The 17,531-nt window shown below is 43.4% G+C and carries 17 protein-coding genes; all 17 read left to right on the top strand.

Going from position 1 to position 17,531, the window contains the following annotated elements:
• The first annotated feature begins 3 nt into the window (after nucleotides 1-3).
• Genes pseF through GWC95_RS04075 form a run of 17 tightly spaced genes read left to right on the top strand, consistent with a single transcriptional unit; the run spans nucleotide 4 to nucleotide 17,401 of the window.
• Nucleotides 4-714 carry a pseudaminic acid cytidylyltransferase gene (pseF, locus tag GWC95_RS03995; RefSeq protein ID WP_161817368.1) on the top strand — a complete coding sequence of 237 codons (711 nt, stop codon included), beginning with the start codon at nucleotides 4-6 and terminating at the stop codon, nucleotides 712-714.
• A complete protein-coding gene (locus GWC95_RS04000) occupies nucleotides 707-1,669 on the top strand; it encodes a Gfo/Idh/MocA family protein (RefSeq protein ID WP_161817369.1) in 963 nt (320 codons plus the stop codon). Before pseF ends, GWC95_RS04000 begins: the two co-directional genes overlap by 8 nt.
• Entirely contained in the window at nucleotides 1,662-2,951 is a 1,290-nt protein-coding gene (locus GWC95_RS04005) for a DegT/DnrJ/EryC1/StrS family aminotransferase (RefSeq protein WP_161817370.1), read from the top strand. The genes GWC95_RS04000 and GWC95_RS04005 overlap by 8 nt, the downstream gene beginning before the upstream one ends.
• Before the next feature lie 2 nt (nucleotides 2,952-2,953).
• On the top strand, nucleotides 2,954-3,904 hold the full coding sequence (locus tag GWC95_RS04010) for a hypothetical protein (protein ID WP_161817371.1): 951 nt from the start codon (nucleotides 2,954-2,956) through the stop codon (nucleotides 3,902-3,904).
• Between the two features lies 1 nt (nucleotide 3,905).
• The gene (locus tag GWC95_RS04015) at nucleotides 3,906-4,475 is read left to right on the top strand and encodes a GNAT family N-acetyltransferase (RefSeq protein ID WP_161817372.1); all 570 of its coding nucleotides are present in this window, start codon (nucleotides 3,906-3,908) and stop codon (nucleotides 4,473-4,475) included.
• 4 nt (nucleotides 4,476-4,479) lie between these two features.
• A complete protein-coding gene (locus GWC95_RS04020; protein ID WP_161817373.1) occupies nucleotides 4,480-5,673 on the top strand; it encodes an SDR family oxidoreductase in 1,194 nt (397 codons plus the stop codon).
• 2 nt (nucleotides 5,674-5,675) lie between these two features.
• Entirely contained in the window at nucleotides 5,676-7,403 is a 1,728-nt protein-coding gene (locus tag GWC95_RS04025) for an HAD-IIIC family phosphatase (RefSeq protein ID WP_161817374.1), read from the top strand.
• Nucleotides 7,393-7,626 (top strand): acyl carrier protein, encoded by a 234-nt coding sequence (locus GWC95_RS04030; RefSeq protein WP_161817375.1) that lies wholly within the window; start codon nucleotides 7,393-7,395, stop codon nucleotides 7,624-7,626. Before GWC95_RS04025 ends, GWC95_RS04030 begins: the two co-directional genes overlap by 11 nt.
• Entirely contained in the window at nucleotides 7,623-8,750 is a 1,128-nt protein-coding gene (locus GWC95_RS04035; protein WP_161817376.1) for an N-acetyl sugar amidotransferase, read from the top strand. Before GWC95_RS04030 ends, GWC95_RS04035 begins: the two co-directional genes overlap by 4 nt.
• Nucleotides 8,747-9,367 carry an imidazole glycerol phosphate synthase subunit HisH gene (gene hisH / locus GWC95_RS04040; protein ID WP_161817377.1) on the top strand — a complete coding sequence of 207 codons (621 nt, stop codon included), beginning with the start codon at nucleotides 8,747-8,749 and terminating at the stop codon, nucleotides 9,365-9,367. The genes GWC95_RS04035 and hisH overlap by 4 nt, the downstream gene beginning before the upstream one ends.
• Nucleotide 9,368: 1 nt before the next feature.
• The gene (gene hisF / locus GWC95_RS04045; RefSeq protein WP_161817378.1) at nucleotides 9,369-10,235 is read left to right on the top strand and encodes an imidazole glycerol phosphate synthase subunit HisF; all 867 of its coding nucleotides are present in this window, start codon (nucleotides 9,369-9,371) and stop codon (nucleotides 10,233-10,235) included.
• Entirely contained in the window at nucleotides 10,232-11,491 is a 1,260-nt protein-coding gene (locus tag GWC95_RS04050) for an N-acetyl sugar amidotransferase (protein ID WP_202630202.1), read from the top strand. Before hisF ends, GWC95_RS04050 begins: the two co-directional genes overlap by 4 nt.
• 9 nt (nucleotides 11,492-11,500) lie before the next feature.
• On the top strand, nucleotides 11,501-13,273 hold the full coding sequence (locus GWC95_RS04055) for an ABC transporter ATP-binding protein (protein WP_161817379.1): 1,773 nt from the start codon (nucleotides 11,501-11,503) through the stop codon (nucleotides 13,271-13,273).
• 26 nt (nucleotides 13,274-13,299) lie between these two features.
• Nucleotides 13,300-14,343: an N-acetylneuraminate synthase family protein gene (locus GWC95_RS04060; RefSeq protein WP_161817380.1), complete on the top strand. Its 1,044-nt coding sequence runs from the start codon at nucleotides 13,300-13,302 to the stop codon at nucleotides 14,341-14,343.
• Nucleotides 14,336-15,484: a UDP-N-acetylglucosamine 2-epimerase gene (neuC, locus tag GWC95_RS04065; protein ID WP_161817381.1), complete on the top strand. Its 1,149-nt coding sequence runs from the start codon at nucleotides 14,336-14,338 to the stop codon at nucleotides 15,482-15,484. The genes GWC95_RS04060 and neuC overlap by 8 nt, the downstream gene beginning before the upstream one ends.
• Nucleotides 15,485-15,508: 24 nt before the next feature.
• Nucleotides 15,509-16,681, top strand: a complete 1,173-nt coding sequence (locus GWC95_RS04070) for a DegT/DnrJ/EryC1/StrS family aminotransferase (RefSeq protein ID WP_161817382.1) — start codon at nucleotides 15,509-15,511, stop codon at nucleotides 16,679-16,681.
• Nucleotides 16,682-17,401, top strand: a complete 720-nt coding sequence (locus GWC95_RS04075) for an acylneuraminate cytidylyltransferase family protein (protein WP_161817383.1) — start codon at nucleotides 16,682-16,684, stop codon at nucleotides 17,399-17,401.
• The last annotated feature ends 130 nt before the right edge of the window (nucleotides 17,402-17,531 follow it).

Consider the following 17,531-nt stretch of genomic DNA (forward strand, 5'->3'; position numbering starts at 1 on the left):
AGTATGGTAAACTGTCTTGCGATCATAACCGCACGCGGCGGAAGCAAAAGGATACCGCGGAAAAACATCAAGCCATTTCTCGGCAGCCCGATCATTAAATACTCGATAGACGCCGCTGTGAATGCCGGTTGTTTTACCGAGGTGATGGTATCTACGGATGACAGTGAGATTGCCGCAATTGCCACTTCTCTTGGTGCTAAAGTGCCCTTCACCCGTTCCGCCGGAACATCGGATGACCACGCCACCACTGCGGATGTGATCATGGAAGTTTTGGCATCTTACGAAAAGCTCGGGCAAACATTTGACTATTGCTGCTGCATTTATCCTACCGCACCGTTTGTTACGGCGGAGAAACTAAAAACAGCATACGATAAACTCGTTTCATCAGGTGCAGAATCGGTAGTTCCGGTGGTTCGTTTCGGGTTTCCGATTTTACGATCGTTTAAGATCGTTGACGGACTGGTGAAAATGAACTGGCCTGAATATATGCAAACAAGGTCGCAGGACCTCGAGCCGGCATTTCACGACTGCGGGCAGTTTTATTTTCTGCATGTAGACAGCTTTAAAAAGAACAAGCGCCTGTTTACAGATTTTACTGTGCCTTACGAAATGCCGGAATCGGAAGTGCAGGACATCGACCATGAAGAAGATTGGAAAGTGGCAGAAATAAAATACACCTTCTTACTCGCGAGAAACAAGGTTGGAAATGCATAAAGTATTGGTAGCCGGTTGTGGCAACATCGGCGCTATGTATGACTGGAATACCGATTCTGTGCTTACGCATGCGAAAGCTTTTTCAATGCAGGGCGAAAATGAAGTTTTCTTTTTTGATATCGACAGGGAGCAGGCGACACGTGTGGCAGAGAGATACCATGGACAAATCGCGCCGGTTCAAAACGGGGAATTGAAGTTATCGGGTTATGATGTGGTTTCTGTGTGTACACCCACGGCACAGCATTTCCCTTTACTGAAACGGGCCATGGAAGAAAGTGTTCCGGTAATCATATGCGAAAAGCCCGTTTCGCTTGATGCAGGAGAGCTGGTTGAATTGCCGCAGCTGTATGCGTTGTCGGAATCGAAGGTTTTGGTTAATTACATGCGCAGGTTCCAGCCTGCTTTCAAGGAACTTAGATCATTCATAGACAAGCTCACCATAGACGAGCCAGTGACGAACATCTCCATACGATATCAACGTGGTTTTATCAATAATTGCAGTCACGCATTGGATTTACTTGCATTTCTTTTCCGCCAGCCATTTATACCGGCTTCGTTCGTTACCGCAAGAAAAGATTTCGATCATTTTAAAAACGACCCGACCCTTACGGCTTATGCGGAATGGATCGGCGCAAATGTGGGCATATTTGGCTTACAGGGTATCGGGTACGGGCATTTCGAGATTGACCTGCATTTCAAACAATATAAAATACAATTTCGCAATGCAGGAGACGTGATTGATATTTTCAAAGCGCCTGTAGCTGAAAACGGGCCGCTTGCGCCACTGCAGTTGCAGACTGAACTTAGCCGGAATGGATGTATACACAGCTACATGTTACCCGTTGTGCAAAAAGCCATTTCGCTTGTAGAAAGAGGGGGCGACGATAATTTTTTAGAAGCACTACAATTAAATACAACAATGCTTAATTTATTAAATAACCAGCACCATGGCTAAACTGGCGATCAAAGGAGGAACACCGGTACGAACTAAGTTGTTTCCTGCATATAACACCATTGGCGAAGCAGAGAAAGCAGCGGTGATGAAAGTGATGGATTCCGGTAATCTCTCTCAATACCTCGGCGCGTGGACTTCTGATTTTCTAGGCGGTCCTACGGTAAAGAAATTTGAAGCAGCCTGGTGCGAAATGTCAGGTGTTTCGCATGCAGTGTCGGTTAACTCGAACACTTCGGGCCTTTTTACCGCAATGGGAGCCATCGGTATCCAGCCCGGTGATGAAGTGATCGTGTCGCCTTATTCGATGAGTGCGAGTGCCATCGCACCCCTGGTTTATGGTGGAATACCCGTGTTTGCCGATATCGATCCTGTTACCTTTTGTATGGATCCCGCAAGCATTGAAGCGAGAATCACACCAAGAACCAAAGCCATCCTCGTTGTGCATATTTTTGGCCACCCGGCCGATATGGATGCGATAATGGCCATAGCACGAAAACACAACCTGTATGTGATCGAGGATTGCGCGCAGGCGCCAATGGGCAAATACAAAGGGAAATTTGTAGGCACAATTGGCGATCTGGGTGTGTTCAGCCTCAACTACCATAAGCACATTCATACCGGCGAGGGTGGTATGATCACCACGAACAATGCAAACCTTGCAGATCGTTGCCAGATGATCAGGAACCACGGCGAGAACGTAACCGCGCCGCGCGACATACAAGACCTGACCAACCTGATCGGGTACAACTACCGCATGACGGAAATCGAATGCGCGATAGGCATCGAGCAGCTGAAGAAATTGCCATCACTTATTGAACAAAGGTTGGCAAATGTTGCGTTTTTTGATGAACAGCTGGCTGCATTCCCAGCTTTTGAAACACAGGCGCCGCAGCCGGAGGGATCGGTACACACATATTACCTGTACCCTGTAAAATTCGATGTTGAAAAAGCAGGCATCAGCAGGAATGCATTTGTAGAAGCGTTGAAAGCAGAAGTGCCTTCCGCCATCTTGCGCGAAACTGCTCCTTTGCTGGGTGCGGGATACGTGAAACCCATCTATCTTCAACCAATATACCAGCAGAAAGCAGCATGGGCGTTCAATCCTGCGCTATATCCTGAAAATATAGATTACAGCAAAGGCATATGCCCGGTAACGGAGAAAATGCATTTCGAAACATTGTTCACACACGAGTTCATGCGTCCGGGTATGCAGAAAGAGGATATGATGGATGTGATCAATGCAATAGAGAAAATATTTGATAATAAACAAGAGCTCTGGTGATATTGTCGAAGTTAAAAGGACGCGGTCTTTTTGTATTCAGCGATCCCGGTGGCGCCAAACCATTGCTGGCACTTATAAATCAGCTCTCCGGAATACTGGAAGACCATAGGGTAGTATCCGACAGGGAGTATTCATTTTTTAATGAATTTGGCATCGTGGTATCCAGGCCCGATATGATATCGGATTTCGATGAGTTCAAACCGGAGTTTGTTTTTACCGGAACCTCCTATACATCGGATATAGAGCTTGTGTACATAAAGGAAGCTGCTGACCGCAAGATACCCTGCTATTCATTTGTAGACCATTGGTCCGAGATACTTCAAAGGTTTAAAAAAGATGATGTTTTCTGTATGCCCGATAAAATACTTGTTATCGATCAAGCAGCAAAGGAACTGGCTCTCAACGAGGGGATTGAAAGTGAGCGGCTAGAGATATTTGGAAATCCCTATCATCTTTTTCTTAAGAATTGGGAGCCGATTATCGATAGGAAATCTTTTTTCGGCTCGTACAACATTGATCCGAACGATTTCGTGATTACGTTCGCTCCCGATCCTTTATCAAATGCTGGTGGAGCGCTGCGGTTTGGAACCGATGAAAAAGAAATCGCGTCAATTTTTATCAAGGCATTGGAAAACATCAGTACCGACAAGAAAATAACTGTTATAGTGAAGCTGCATCCCAATCAGAATTACGACTATCTCGTTTCTGCATTTGACGACACTTCTATTCCATCTGTTTGTCTTAAAGAAGTTGATACTCGCTACCTTTTATACTTTTCGGATATAGTGGTAGGCATTTTCTCTAATATACTTGCGGAAGCCAGTATCTTTGGAAAAAAAATTATCCGGATACTTATCAATTGTCTTATTGATCCTTTGGAAGTACAGAATATCGGCCAGGTTTGCACGACAAAAGAACAATTGGAAAAAAACCTTCACAATAATCTACAGTGATATGAGTAAGTCTATTGATTCACGTGATATTTTCCTGTCAGGTAAACATGTTTTTCTGAAAAGCCTTACCAGGAACGATGTGATCGAAAGCAATTGGTACGGTTGGTTTAATGATGAAGAACTTAGTAGGACCCTGCAAAAACACTATTTCCCTAATACATTGGAAGCACAGATGGATTTTTGGGAAAAAAACATTGCCATACCAACCAATAAAATTCAGTTAGGTATCTGCAAACCGGGGGACGATAAGATTATCGGCATTGTGAGCCTGAACAACATAGATTACATTAACAGAAAATGTGAATTCTCGATTATCATCGGCGAAAAGAAGGAGCAAAATATTAAGTTGTTCGTAGAATGCTGCAATCTTATGTTCCGGCATGCTTTTGATACACTTAATCTGAACAAAGTGTACGGAGGAAGCATTTCCAAAGATTTGGTAATGCTCATGACACGTACGCTTAATTGTAAACAGGAAGGAATAGCCAGGGAGGATATTTATAAGGATGGCGAGTATAAGGATGCGTACCTATACAGCCTGCTGAAAAAAGACTTTACCTATAAATCTTGACCTTATGAGCAGGTACGATGAAATAAATATCGGCGACAAAGCGGAAATTATCCAAAAGATCACAGATTCTGATATTGATAAATTTGTTTCTCTAACAGGCGATGATAACAAGTTGCATATTAATAAGGAATATGCTTCTAAAACAAGTTTCAAACAACCGGTTGCACATGGCATGCTAAGTGCTTCTTTTATATCTACGATCATCGGAACAAAAATTCCGGGTGATGGGGCATTATGGTTTTCTCAATCGCTTGACTTTCTTTTACCGGTTCGTTCCGGTGATACCATTCATGTGATAGCAGAAGTGATCGGGAAAGATGATAGATTACGGGCGATAGAACTGAGGACGGACATTTACAACCAGGATAAACAAAAGGTTATAGGAGGCAAGGCTAAAGTCAAAGTTATTGAAGAAGAAGTGAAAAAACAGGAAACAACTGCAGAGTCTGACAGCCACCCAAAATGTGCCCTGATAATCGGCGCAACCGGGGGCATCGGTTCGTCGGTTTGCATGCAGTTGGCGAACAGTGGGTATGCAATAGCAGTTCATTATTACTCTAATGAACAGAAAGCAGCCGGGATCGTAAACGCAATTCTTGAAACAGGCCACAATGCCGTTGCTCTGCAAGGCAGTATCGATACAAAAGCTGCGGTTGATGCTCTTGTAGAAAAAGCAGAAAGGCGCATTGGCGAGATTAGTGTTATTGTCAATTGCGCCACGATTAAGATACCTAATATCAAATTTGAAAACTTGGAATGGCCCGATATTGAAAAACATCTCAATATCAATCTGAGAGCTAATTTTTTTCTCGTACAACGAGTCCTTCCCGGGATGAAGAACAGAAAATACGGGAGAATCATTTTCGTTACAACACAATACACCGAAGGAACACCACCACCGGAACTCATGCCGTATGTAGCGGCAAAATATTCGTTAAATGGGTTTGCAAAAGCGTTGGCGGTTGAATTGGCCGCTCATAACATTACTGTGAATCTTGTATCGCCAGGTATGACGGAAACCGACTTGCTGGCGGGTATCCCTGAAAAGGCAAGGCTCCTTGCTGCGGCGAAATCTCCTGTAAAGCGGCTCGCCCAGCCTGAAGATGTATCATCGGCAATCGCTTTCCTGGCATCTGAAAAATCGGGCTACATAACAGGGGAAACCATAAGGGTTAACGGTGGTCAAATAATGATGTAAAAATGAAATTCTCAGAAATACTGCTCCAGAATAATGTATTGGAAAAGAAGTTCACAGGGCGGACCTCGTACGAGATCGCTGTGCTGTCGAATATCATGACAAACCAGTTAAACCCTGTACTCGAATACGTTGCCAGAACCAATGATGTTTATGCGAAATGTATTTCAGGCGATTACGACAACATTATACAGGATAGTGAAAAGTATAAAGACAAAAACTTGATGGTCATTATATGGGAAGCCGCCAACATCGTAGACGGACTACAGTATCGTGCTGAATTGTTTAACGAGGAAGAGACCACGCTGCTCATAAATAACGTTAAGAACTCTATTGATCTCGTGTTGCAATCAATAAAACAGACCCCGGCTGTTGTGATCACAAAATTCAGCAGTGCCGTTTTCAATAATTATTTTATCAAAAAAAACAACTTCGACAGAATCTGCCAGGAATTGAACGGGTATCTTGAGGAGAAAATTTCAGCGAATTGCCTGTTGTTGGATATCGACAAGATCTTTGCAAGGATCTCAATCGATCGCTCTGTTGATCTGAGAAACTTTTATTCATCAAAAGCGCTGTACACGATAGAGTTTTTCAATGAGCTTTCGCAGATGATCAATCCGTACATCCTTTCAATATCCGGTAAAAGTAAAAAAGCACTTGTATTTGACTGTGACAATACTCTATGGAACGGAATCGTGGGAGAAGACGGCCCGACAGGCATCAGGATGTCTGCAACGGATACCAAAGGGGTGTTCTATGAAGAGATACAGTATATTGCAAAAGCACTCGCGAAACAAGGTATTTTAATCGGGATCAACTCAAAAAACAATGAGCATGATGTTAAAGAAATATTTGATACCCATGGCGACATGCATTTGAAAGAAAATGAGATAGCTGTAAAACGTGTTAACTGGAACGATAAAGTGACCAATCTCCGTGAGATAAGTAAAGAACTTAATATCGGCGTGGACAGCATTGTGTTTGTAGACGATTCAGACTTTGAGATCAATTTGGTTAACCAGTATCTTCCCGAAGTAAAAACGATACAGGTTCCCAAGGATACGTATCGCTATGCAGCGTTGTTGAGAAAAAACCTAAGCGTTTTCTTTGCAAACAGTATATCGGCAGAAGACAAAGGACGCGCAAAGATGTATAAGGAGCAAAGCCAGCGACTTGAAGAGCGTGGTTCATTTCAGAACCTTGATGAATACCTTCGATCTCTCGAACTCGAGATGACGCTTTTTACCGACAACCCGAACATTGCGCCACGTATCGCACAACTTACGCAGAAAACCAATCAGTTTAATCTTACTACAAAACGATACACGGAAGCTGAAATTACCGGTATTATAAACAGCCCGGATCATCATGTGTATGCATTCGGACTCAAAGATAAATTCGGTGATTTTGGGATTACCGGTATTGCAATCGTTCATATTCAAGGTGAAAAAGCTGAATTTGATTCATTTTTGATGAGCTGCAGGGTATTGGGGCGAAGCGTTGAAAAGAAATTTATACAGGAAATCATCCTTCACCTGAAGGAAGAAAGCATAACCCGAATAACCGCTTCATATAAAAGGACTCCTAAAAACGATCAGGTAAGTAATTTTTATCTTGAAGCGGGTCTAACTGAAGTGCAGAAAGAGAACGATACTGCCAGTTATGAAGGTATGATCGACGATGTCATTAAAGATGATTTTTCTTATATAAAAATGGCTTATGAAAGATAAAATAAAACTTATTATGGCGTCGGTATTCGAGCTCTCGCCTGATCAGATCGGTGATGATGCTTCGCCGGATACCATCCTCGTCTGGGATTCATTGCGTCATATGAATTTGGTTACAGTTCTTGAAGAGGAGTTTGATATCCGCTTAACTGATGAACAGATCACCGAGATGCTCAATCTCGATTTGGTCGTATTTACTGTAAACGAAGTACTCGCTGCAAAATGATCTATTGTAAAACTTGCCTGCAACCGGATACTCGTCCTGGTACCAGATTTTTTGACGGGATATGTCCCGCGTGCAGGTATCATGCGTCCCTTCAGAACGTAGATTGGGATGAGCGTAGAAAAGAACTCAATCGGATAGTTGAGTTCGGAAGACAGAATAACCGGTCTGGTTATGATTGCATAATAGGCGTAAGCGGTGGCAAGGATAGCACGCGGCAAGCTTTTTTTGTAAAAGATGTGCTTAAAATGAACCCGTTGTTGGTATGTCTGAGCTATCCGCCTGAACAGGTAACGGAAAGGGGTGTAGACAATGTATCGAATATGATCTCGCATGGGTTCGATTGCATCACGATCAATCCTGCGCCGCAACTGTGGCGAAAGTTAATGCACAAAGGCTTTTTTAATTTTACCAATTGGGCCAGATCCACCGAGCTTGCACTTTTTAGCAGTGTGCCGCGTCTGGCGATCGCTTACCAGATACCATTGATCTGGTGGGGGGAGAACGCCGCATTGCAATTGGGAGATTTGAATGTCATGGGGAAGACAGGTAGCGATGGCAATAACCTCAGGAAAATGAACACACTGGGTGACGGTGATATCAGTTGGTTGATAAACGAAGAAGTAGGTACAAAAGATATACTGCAATATTTATATCCGTCGGAAAAAGAAATGGAAGATGCCAATCTGCGTATCACATTCCTTGGCTATTTCTGGAACGACTGGTCCCTGGTAGATAACGGAAATTTTTCAGCACTGCGGGGCCTCGAGATCCGGAACGAAAAACCATGGGAAATTGGCGATCCCCTGGGTATCACTTCACTGGATGAAGACTGGGTCACGCTTAACCAGATGATTAAATACCTGAAATATGGCTTCGGACGTATTTCGGATTACGTAAATGAGGACATACGTAACGGAAAGATGACAAGAGAGGAAGGGATTGCACTTAATGAAAGGTACGACGGTAAGTGTTCGCCCGAATATATAAAAAGCTTTTCTGATTACATCGGTATTACAGTTGAAGATTTTTGGCAGCAGGTAGATAAATCGGTAAACCTGGAACTGTTTAATCGCCATTCTTTAGGAAATTATTCACCAAAATTCAAAGTGGGAAAAGGGTTATGAAAGATCCGGGAATAGTAATCATTGATTATGGTGTAGGGAACACGTATTCAGTAGCTAATGCGATACAACACTTGGGATATAAAAATCTCAGGATATCCGACGAAGAAAAAGTGATCCGTGAAGCCGACGCACTGATTCTTCCCGGTGTGGGTGCTTTTGAAGCATGTATGAGTAACCTTCAGGACAGGAATATTGTAGAGATATTGAATGAGGAAGTTCTTTCCAAAAAAAAGCCGATCCTCGGGATATGCGTGGGTATGCAGTTGCTGGCTACGGCTTCTGAAGAGATGGGAATACATGAAGGGCTTAACTGGATAGAGGGCCGCGTAAAAAAGCTGGAGCTTCCATCAGAACTTGCGGTGCCGCATGTAGGATGGAACGATGTAATGAACAATGAAGAAAAATTATTCGGACTGAACCAGCAAAACGCGAACTTCTATTTTGATCATAGTTTTTATTTCGACTGCGAGGAAAAATATGTAGCGGCCTACTGTGATTACGGCATAAAAGTTACCGCGGCAGTAAAGAAAGAAAACATTTTTGGCGTTCAGTTTCACCCTGAAAAAAGCCAGACCAACGGACTCAAACTTTTCCGGAGTTTTTTTAATTCTATATAACGTGCTTAAAAAAAGGATTGTTGCCAGCTTAGTCGTAAAAGAGGGTGTTGTAGTACAGAGCATCGGCTTTGATAAATATTTGCCCGTAGGTAAACCGGCTATTGCAGTCGAGTTTTTAACAACCTGGGGTATTGACGAAATTGTTTTGCTGGATATTTCGGCTTCACGGATGAGGCGTGGACCGGATTATGAGATGATCAGGAATGCCGCTAAGAAATGTTTTGTTCCGCTTACTGTTGGCGGCGGCATAACTGAAGTGGGCCATATCCAGGACCTGATGCATTGCGGTTCAGATAAAGTATCTCTGAATCAGTCTGCGATTTATCAACCGGGGTTGATTACCGAAGCCGCTGAGATTTTCGGTAACCAATGCGTTGTTGTTTCTATAGATGCTGTACAAACGGATAAGGGGTATCGTGTGTATGATTATATATCTAAGACCCCTCTCGAAATCTCTCCGGCTGATATGGCAAAAAAAACAGAAGATCTGGGGGCAGGAGAAATATTCATCAATTCTGTTGACAGAGACGGAAGTTACAGGGGTTATGATATGGAACTGATAAAATCAGTATGTGAAAAAGTTTCCGTTCCTGTTATCGCCTGCGGCGGCGCGAAAAATGCCGGTGATATGATTAAAATATTGAAGGACACGAACATTTCCGCTGCCTGTGCGGGTAATTTCTTTCATTTTACTGAACACAGTGTAAATACTTCGAAAGCAAACATTATTAAACAGGTGGACGTACGATTGGAGACTTTTGCAGATTATACAGACACAGATTTTGACCAGGATCTGCGGATCAGGAAGAAGTCTGACAAAGTATTGGAGGAAATGTTATACATCCGAATAGAAAAAGAAGTGATATGATCAACTATTGCAGGCGGTGCCTGTACCCGGAAAACCATCCTTTAAATATCGTCCTTGATGAAAAAGGAATATGCAGCGGCTGCAGGGTGCATGAAGAAAAAGCTATAATCGATTGGGAACCCCGTAAGGAAAAGCTTGGAAGGATTTTCGACAGCTACAGGAGCACTTCCGGCAAATCATACGATTGTATCATACCTGTTAGTGGAGCAAGGGATTCCTATTTTATTGTTCATACCGTAAAGAACGTGTATGGCATGAATCCGCTTCTTGTTACCTACAACAAGCATTACAATACCGACCTCGGTATCCGCAACCTCGCGAACCTCCGCATTGTATTCGACTGCGATATCATGACACTTACTGTAAATCCGGAGACGGTAAAAAAAATTACAAGGGCAACGATAAGGAAAGCTGGTAGTATCTATTGGCATTGTCTTGCGGGGCAAACCGTATATCCGGTTCAGGTCGCCGTGAAATTCAAAATTCCATTGATCATTTGGGGAGCGCACCAGGGAATTGACCAGGTAGGAATGTTCTCACACCTCGATGAAGTGGAAATGACAAGAAAATACAGGAAGGAACATGATTTAATGGGGATAGAAGCGGATGACCTGATCAATGAGTTCGACAATATAATTGAGCAGGATGTTATACAATTCCGCTATCCTGATGATAAAGAAATAGAAAGGATCGGCGTGAGAGGTATTTATCTCAACAACTATATGCGGTGGGATACCAAGGCGCAGCATGAACAAATGCTCGGTTTGTATAATTATGAAACGGCTCCGCAAACAGGGACATTCGATCGTTATAATGATGTGGATTGCTTCAATTATTCGGATGTTCACGATTATATCAAATACGTAAAACACGGGTATGGCAAGATCACTGATCATGCCTCAAGAGAAATCCGCTTTGGAAGAATTTCCCGCGATGAAGGAGTAGAACTGGTAAAAGAATATGGAATAACCCAACCACGTAACCTGCCCCAGTTTCTTGAATGGATCGGCATAACCGAAAACAGTTTTCATTACCTGATCGATCAGCATCGTAATAAAAAGATCTGGCATAGGAACGAAAAATGGGATTGGGAGAGGATTGATGGTACACAACTACGGAAAGAAACACCCGATAGCTTTGCTATTGCGTGTACGGATAAAGGACTTGATTTTAGAATAACGGTCCCTAAAAAGAAATCACCAGACAACAAGTATATCCTTATCGGAAAGGGCTACGTTCAATCTGAAAATCTCTAAGATCACAAAATGGCAAACGGACAAAAGGATAAGGATATGGGCTCGCTTAAGAAACTGTATATTTTGCTGGATGAAAAGCAGCGGAAGAAGATAGTTGTGCTACTGATCCTGACACTTATTTCCATGCTACTGGAAATGATGAGCGTCGGATTGGTCGTTCCTGCAATTGCGTTGCTGATGGAAAATGACATCGGTGGAAAATATCCTGTATTAAAGCCGGTGCTTGACTTTCTTGGAAATCCATCACAGAAAGCGATCGTATCCATCGGGATGGGCACACTTGTAATTGTATACCTGATCAAGAATTTCTTTCTTACTTATTATATATTCTGGCAAAACAGGTTTGTGAATGATTTCCAGGTGCAGGTTTCACAGCGCCTGTTTACCACTTACCTGCGCCAGCCGTATGTGTTTCATCTGCAACGTAATTCTGCCACGCTTATCAGGAACATCAATACAGAAGTGGTGAGTGTATTCAGCGCTGTATTGTCGATCATGAACTTCATCACGGAAATCTTCGTACTGCTTGGCTTCGTGGTGATCCTTGTTTCCGCCGAACCTGTCGGCAGTTTTCTGATGTTGCTGGTCGGCGGGATCGCCGCCTGGGGATTTTCAAGGTATATGAAAAGAAATATTGTGAAATGGGGCGAGGAACGCGTCTTTCATCTGGGCCTGGCTACACAACATCTCATGCAAGGTTTGGGTGGCGCAAAAGATGTAAAGCTTCTCGGAAGAGAAAGTGATTTTCTTCAGCAATTCCATAAACATAACAGCCGTTATGCCCATTTTAACAGGCTTAACACCACGTTACAAGCGCTTCCGCGTCTCTGGCTCGAGTTTCTGGCCGTAATTGGAATGTCTGTACTGGTACTCGCCATTGTTATGCAGGGTAAAGACATCAATATCATCCTTCCCACTCTGGGATTATTCGCAGTGGCAGCATTCAGGCTGATCCCCTCGGCGATCAAGATTTTAAACGCCATTCAGAATATCCGTTATAATCAACCTTCAATCAATATTATTTACAATGATATTACCCTCCATGCCGAAGCACTTTCCGTGTTATCGGAACATTCTGTTGGCTTACAAGGAATAGAAGTTAAAGGGCTGACTTTTTTTTACCCGGATACCGAAAAAGCAGCAGTAAAAACAGTTTCCTTCGAACTTAAGAAAGGACAATCAATTGGTATTGTTGGTCAAAGCGGTTCGGGGAAAAGTACCTTAACCGATCTTATTTTAGGACTCCTGTCGCCAACAGACGGAGATATCTACGTGAATGGGAAAAGCATTCATGAATCACCGAAAACATTGCGCGAATGGCAGAACAGCATCGGGTATGTTCCACAAAGCATTTATTTGACCGACGACACCATGCGTCGGAATATTGCGTTCGGTTTGTCGGATGAAAAAATAAACGAGGATGCGCTTTTAACAGCACTCCGTTCCGCACAGCTGGAGGAATTTGTAATGTCATTGCCGGAGGGACTCGATACAATAGTTGGTGAGAGAGGGGTTCGATTATCGGGAGGACAACGCCAGCGTATTGGGATCGCGCGTGCACTTTATCATAACCCGGATGTGCTGGTGCTGGACGAAGCCACCAGTGCGCTGGACAATGATACCGAAGAGGCGGTTATGCGCTCCGTGGAATTACTTACTAATAAAACGATCTTTATAGTAGCGCATCGTCTCACCACTGTTAAGAAATGCGATGTGATCATCCGTATGAAAGAGGGTGTGGTTGTTGAGCAAGGTACGCCACAGGAAATACTGCCGGCATAAATCAATCTTTAAATAAAAAATATACTATGGCAAGTTTTTCGATAAAAAATCGGGAGATCGGCGATGATCATCCACCCGTTGTTATTGCAGAAATAGGAATTAACCATGAGGGGTCGCTGGATCTTGCCATCGAGATGGCAGATGCAGCCATCGGCGCGGGCGCTGAGATCATCAAACACCAGACTCATATCGTAGAAGATGAAATGTCTGATGAGGCTAAGAAAGTGATCCCCGGTAATGCAGATGTTTCTATTTATGAGATCATGGAAAGATGCGCACTTTCGGAAGACGAAGAGTGGAAGCTCATGCAGCACGTTGAACAGAGAGGAGCGATTTTTATCAGTACGCCATTCTCCCGGGCAGCTGCCAACCGATTGGCTAAATTTGATATTCCTGCTTTTAAAATCGGTTCGGGTGAGTGCAACAATTACCCATTGATCAAACACATTTCAAGGTTCAAAAAACCAGTAATTCTGAGTACCGGAATGAACTCCATCGAGTCAGTACGGCCTTCGGTAGAAATCCTGCGCAATGCAGGCGTTCCTTTTGCGCTTCTTCACTGCACGAATGTATATCCGACCCCGCCGGAGATCGTAAGACTTGATGCCATATCAGTGCTGAAAGGTGAGTTTCCAGATGCTGTGGTCGGTCTTTCCGATCACACCCTTTCAAATTACCCTTGTCTTGGCGCCGTGGCGCTCGGTGCTTCTATATTGGAAAGACATTTTACAGACAGCATGAGCAGGCCGGGGCCGGATATCATTTGTTCAATGGATCCTGAGGCTCTTTCTGAATTGATCGAGGGTTCAAAGACGATTTTTAAAGCAAAGGGGAATAACAAAGATGCTGTAAAAGAAGAAGCCCCCACAATCGCATTTGCATTCGCTTCGGTGGTCGCCATCCAACCCATTCCTGCAGGCACACTTTTGACAGAAGAAAACATATGGGTAAAAAGGCCTGGAACTGGTGATTTCAGTGCGCTTGATTACGAATTATTACTGGGCAAAACAGCGGCAAGAGATATAATCAAAGGGTATCAACTAAAAAAGGAAGATGTTGAAAATGCATAATTCTGTAGATAATCCTAAAAAAGTAGTTTTTCTTACCGGTACCAGGGCAGATTACGGGAAATTGAAATCGCTGATGTCGGTGCTTGTAAAAGACAAAGCTTTTGAAGTATATGTTTTTGTTACAGGTATGCATATGCTTTCCAAATACGGTAGTACGCATATTGAGGTGGAAAGATCGGGCTTCAGGAACATTCACAAGTTTATCAACCAGAATGAAGGCGATGCGATGGACCAGATACTGGTTAAAACCATTTCAGGATTCTCAGACTACATCAAAGAAGTTCAACCGGATCTTATCATTGTACATGGTGACAGGCTGGAAGCCATGGCCGGGGCCATTGTGGGCTCGTTTAATAATATTCTCACGGGGCATGTGGAAGGAGGAGAAGTATCTGGAACCATCGATGAAATAATCCGGCACTCGGTTTCCAAGCTATCGCAAATACATTTTGTTGCCAATGAAATCGCGAAGAGAAGATTGTTGCAGCTTGGCGAGCCCGAAAACTCGGTACATGTAATCGGATCTCCGGATATTGATATCATGAGCTCCGATGAAATTCCCACAATTGAAGAAGTTAAACAACATTATGAATTTGATTTCGATCAATATGGCATCCTTTTATACCATCCTGTTACAACTGAACTGGATGACCTGAAAAGACAGGTGAAATTCCTGGTTGATCAATTGATCAAATCTGACATGAATTTCGTGGTCATTTATCCAAACAATGATCCCGGGTCTGATATCATATTGGATGAATACAAACGTTTTGCAGGCAATAAACGTTTTTCCATCTATCCGTCTATGCGTTTCGAATCTTTCCTTACGCTTCTGAAAAATGCGGCTGTCCTGATTGGGAATTCCAGTGCGGGTATACGCGAGGCGCCGCATTATGGCGTACCAAGCATCAATATGGGAACGCGGCAAAATGGTCGTGTTCGTTGTGAATCTGTTTTCGATGTTTCTATTGATAGTGAAGACATTCAGTCCGAACTAAAAAAATCACTGGCCTATAATGGTAAAACACATAACATTTTCGGTGATGGCAAAAGTGCTCCCCAATTTCACGCAGTATTAAGCTCGGCGGAGTTCTGGAAACAAAAAACGCAGAAAAAATTTGTTGATATTGATCCTGTTTAATTTTTCATCTTAAAAATATAACCCATGCCAGGATATGAATTGTTTGATCACGAAGAAAGAAACGCTGTAAACGCCATATTCGATGCAAATGGCGGTGTGCTTTTTGCGCACGGTTTTGATGCCATACGCAATGGCGTATTCAAAGTTCGCGAATTTGAAAAAACTGCTTCAGAGATGTTCCATGTGCCATACGCACAGGCGGTATCATCCTGCACTGCAGCGTTGCGGGTAGCTTTGGCTGCATTTGATCTAGGCCCCGAAGATGAGGTGATCATCCCAAGTTTCACTTTTGTGGCCACCGCAGAAGCCGTACTCGCCGCGGGCGCAAAATTGGTTGTTGTAGATATTGATGAGTCTTTCACAATGGACCCCGCCGCATTCGAAGCAGCTATCACGGATAAAACAGCGGTCGTAATACCCGTACACATGATGAGTGCACCGGCCGACCTGGATAGGATCTGTGCCATTGCCAAAAAGCATAATGTCAAAGTGATAGAAGACGCTGCATGGGGAGTTGGTGCCACATGGCAAGGCAAAGCATTGGGCACGATAGGAGATATGGGCTGTTACAGTTTCGATGCCGGAAAGTGCATCAGTACAGGTGAAGGTGGAATGATCCTGACAAACAACGAAGAGTTGTTTAAGAAAGTCCGCGCTTACCACGACCACGGGCACGAATATGCAACCAATGTCAGCCGTGGCGAAGAGGGGGCAATTGGTGTAGGATTCAATTACCGCATGACCGAATTACAGGGAGCGATAGGTATCGTGCAGCTTGGCAAACTCAATAAGATCATTTCTATGCAGAAAGCCAATAAAGCAAAACTTAAAAAGCTTTTGACAGAAGGTGGTTTTCCATTCCGGTTCAGAACAATTCATGATGAAGGAGAAGGTGGCGATGCCCTGTTCTTTATCCTCAACAACCGCGAACAAACACAGGCATTCCTGAAAAGAATGAAGGAAGAGGGTCTAGGTACGAAAAATGTACCGGATGCGATGAGATGGCATTTTGCAAAGCATTGGTCGCATATGTTCAACAAGGCAGGCGTTTACCATGATACGTATGAAACACAATGGCAAAAGTCTGCAGACATTCTGGAAAGTTCGATCGCATTGCCGGTCATGATCAAAATGACAGACGATCGCATCGCTGAAATAGCTGAAAAATTATTAAAGATCAGTAAAGAGATAGCCTAGATGTTGCTTGCAATCATTCCCGCAAGGTACGGATCGAAAGGGGTTCCACGAAAGAACGTTGTAGACCTCAACGGGCAGCCGCTGATCAGTTACACGATAGAAGCTGCCCTGCAAAGTTCATGCATTGATGAAATACTGGTAACGACAGATGATGATGAAGTGATAGCACTGGCCGAAAAAAAAGGGATTAACTGCAGATACAAACGCCCTTCCGCCTTGGCTACAGATGAAACCTCTATGTACGATGTGGTAGAACACGCCCTGGAATGGTTTAAAACCGATCGCGGTTTTTTACCGGAACAGTTTGTGCTGCTGCAGCCAACTTCTCCACTGAGATCGGCAGCAGATATAGACAATTCGATGGCAATGTTTATTGAACGGTCGGCAGAAAGCCTGATAAGTGTGCATGCATTATCGGAACACCCCTTTGAATGTATCAAAATAGACGAAAACGGGTGGAGTTTCCTGGCAGAGCCTGCCCACACTGTAACCCGCAGGCAGGATTTTAAACAGGACTTTCATTTTATCAACGGAGCCATTTACCTTATTAAGACAGAAACGTTTTTAGCCATAAAAAAGTTTTTTATTAAAAGTAGATCGCTTTGTTATGTAATGCCAAAAGAAAGGGGGATTGATATAGACTCGGTTACTGACCTTGCCATAGCAAAAGCCTTACTTCAATACCAGGAACAAGACAAAGAAAAATTGACCAATCACTAATTACAAAGGAATGGGTTTTCGTACCAATATTATTTTACTGTATTCCGATTCGCTGAGGAGGGATTTTTCGGCGTGCCTCATTATCAAGGAAATACTTCGTGCAAACGGATACAAGACATTTATTTGTTCG

Origin of the sequence: Sediminibacterium roseum (assembly GCF_009939005.1) — a bacterium.
Classification (GTDB): Bacteria; Bacteroidota; Bacteroidia; order Chitinophagales; family Chitinophagaceae; genus Sediminibacterium; species Sediminibacterium roseum.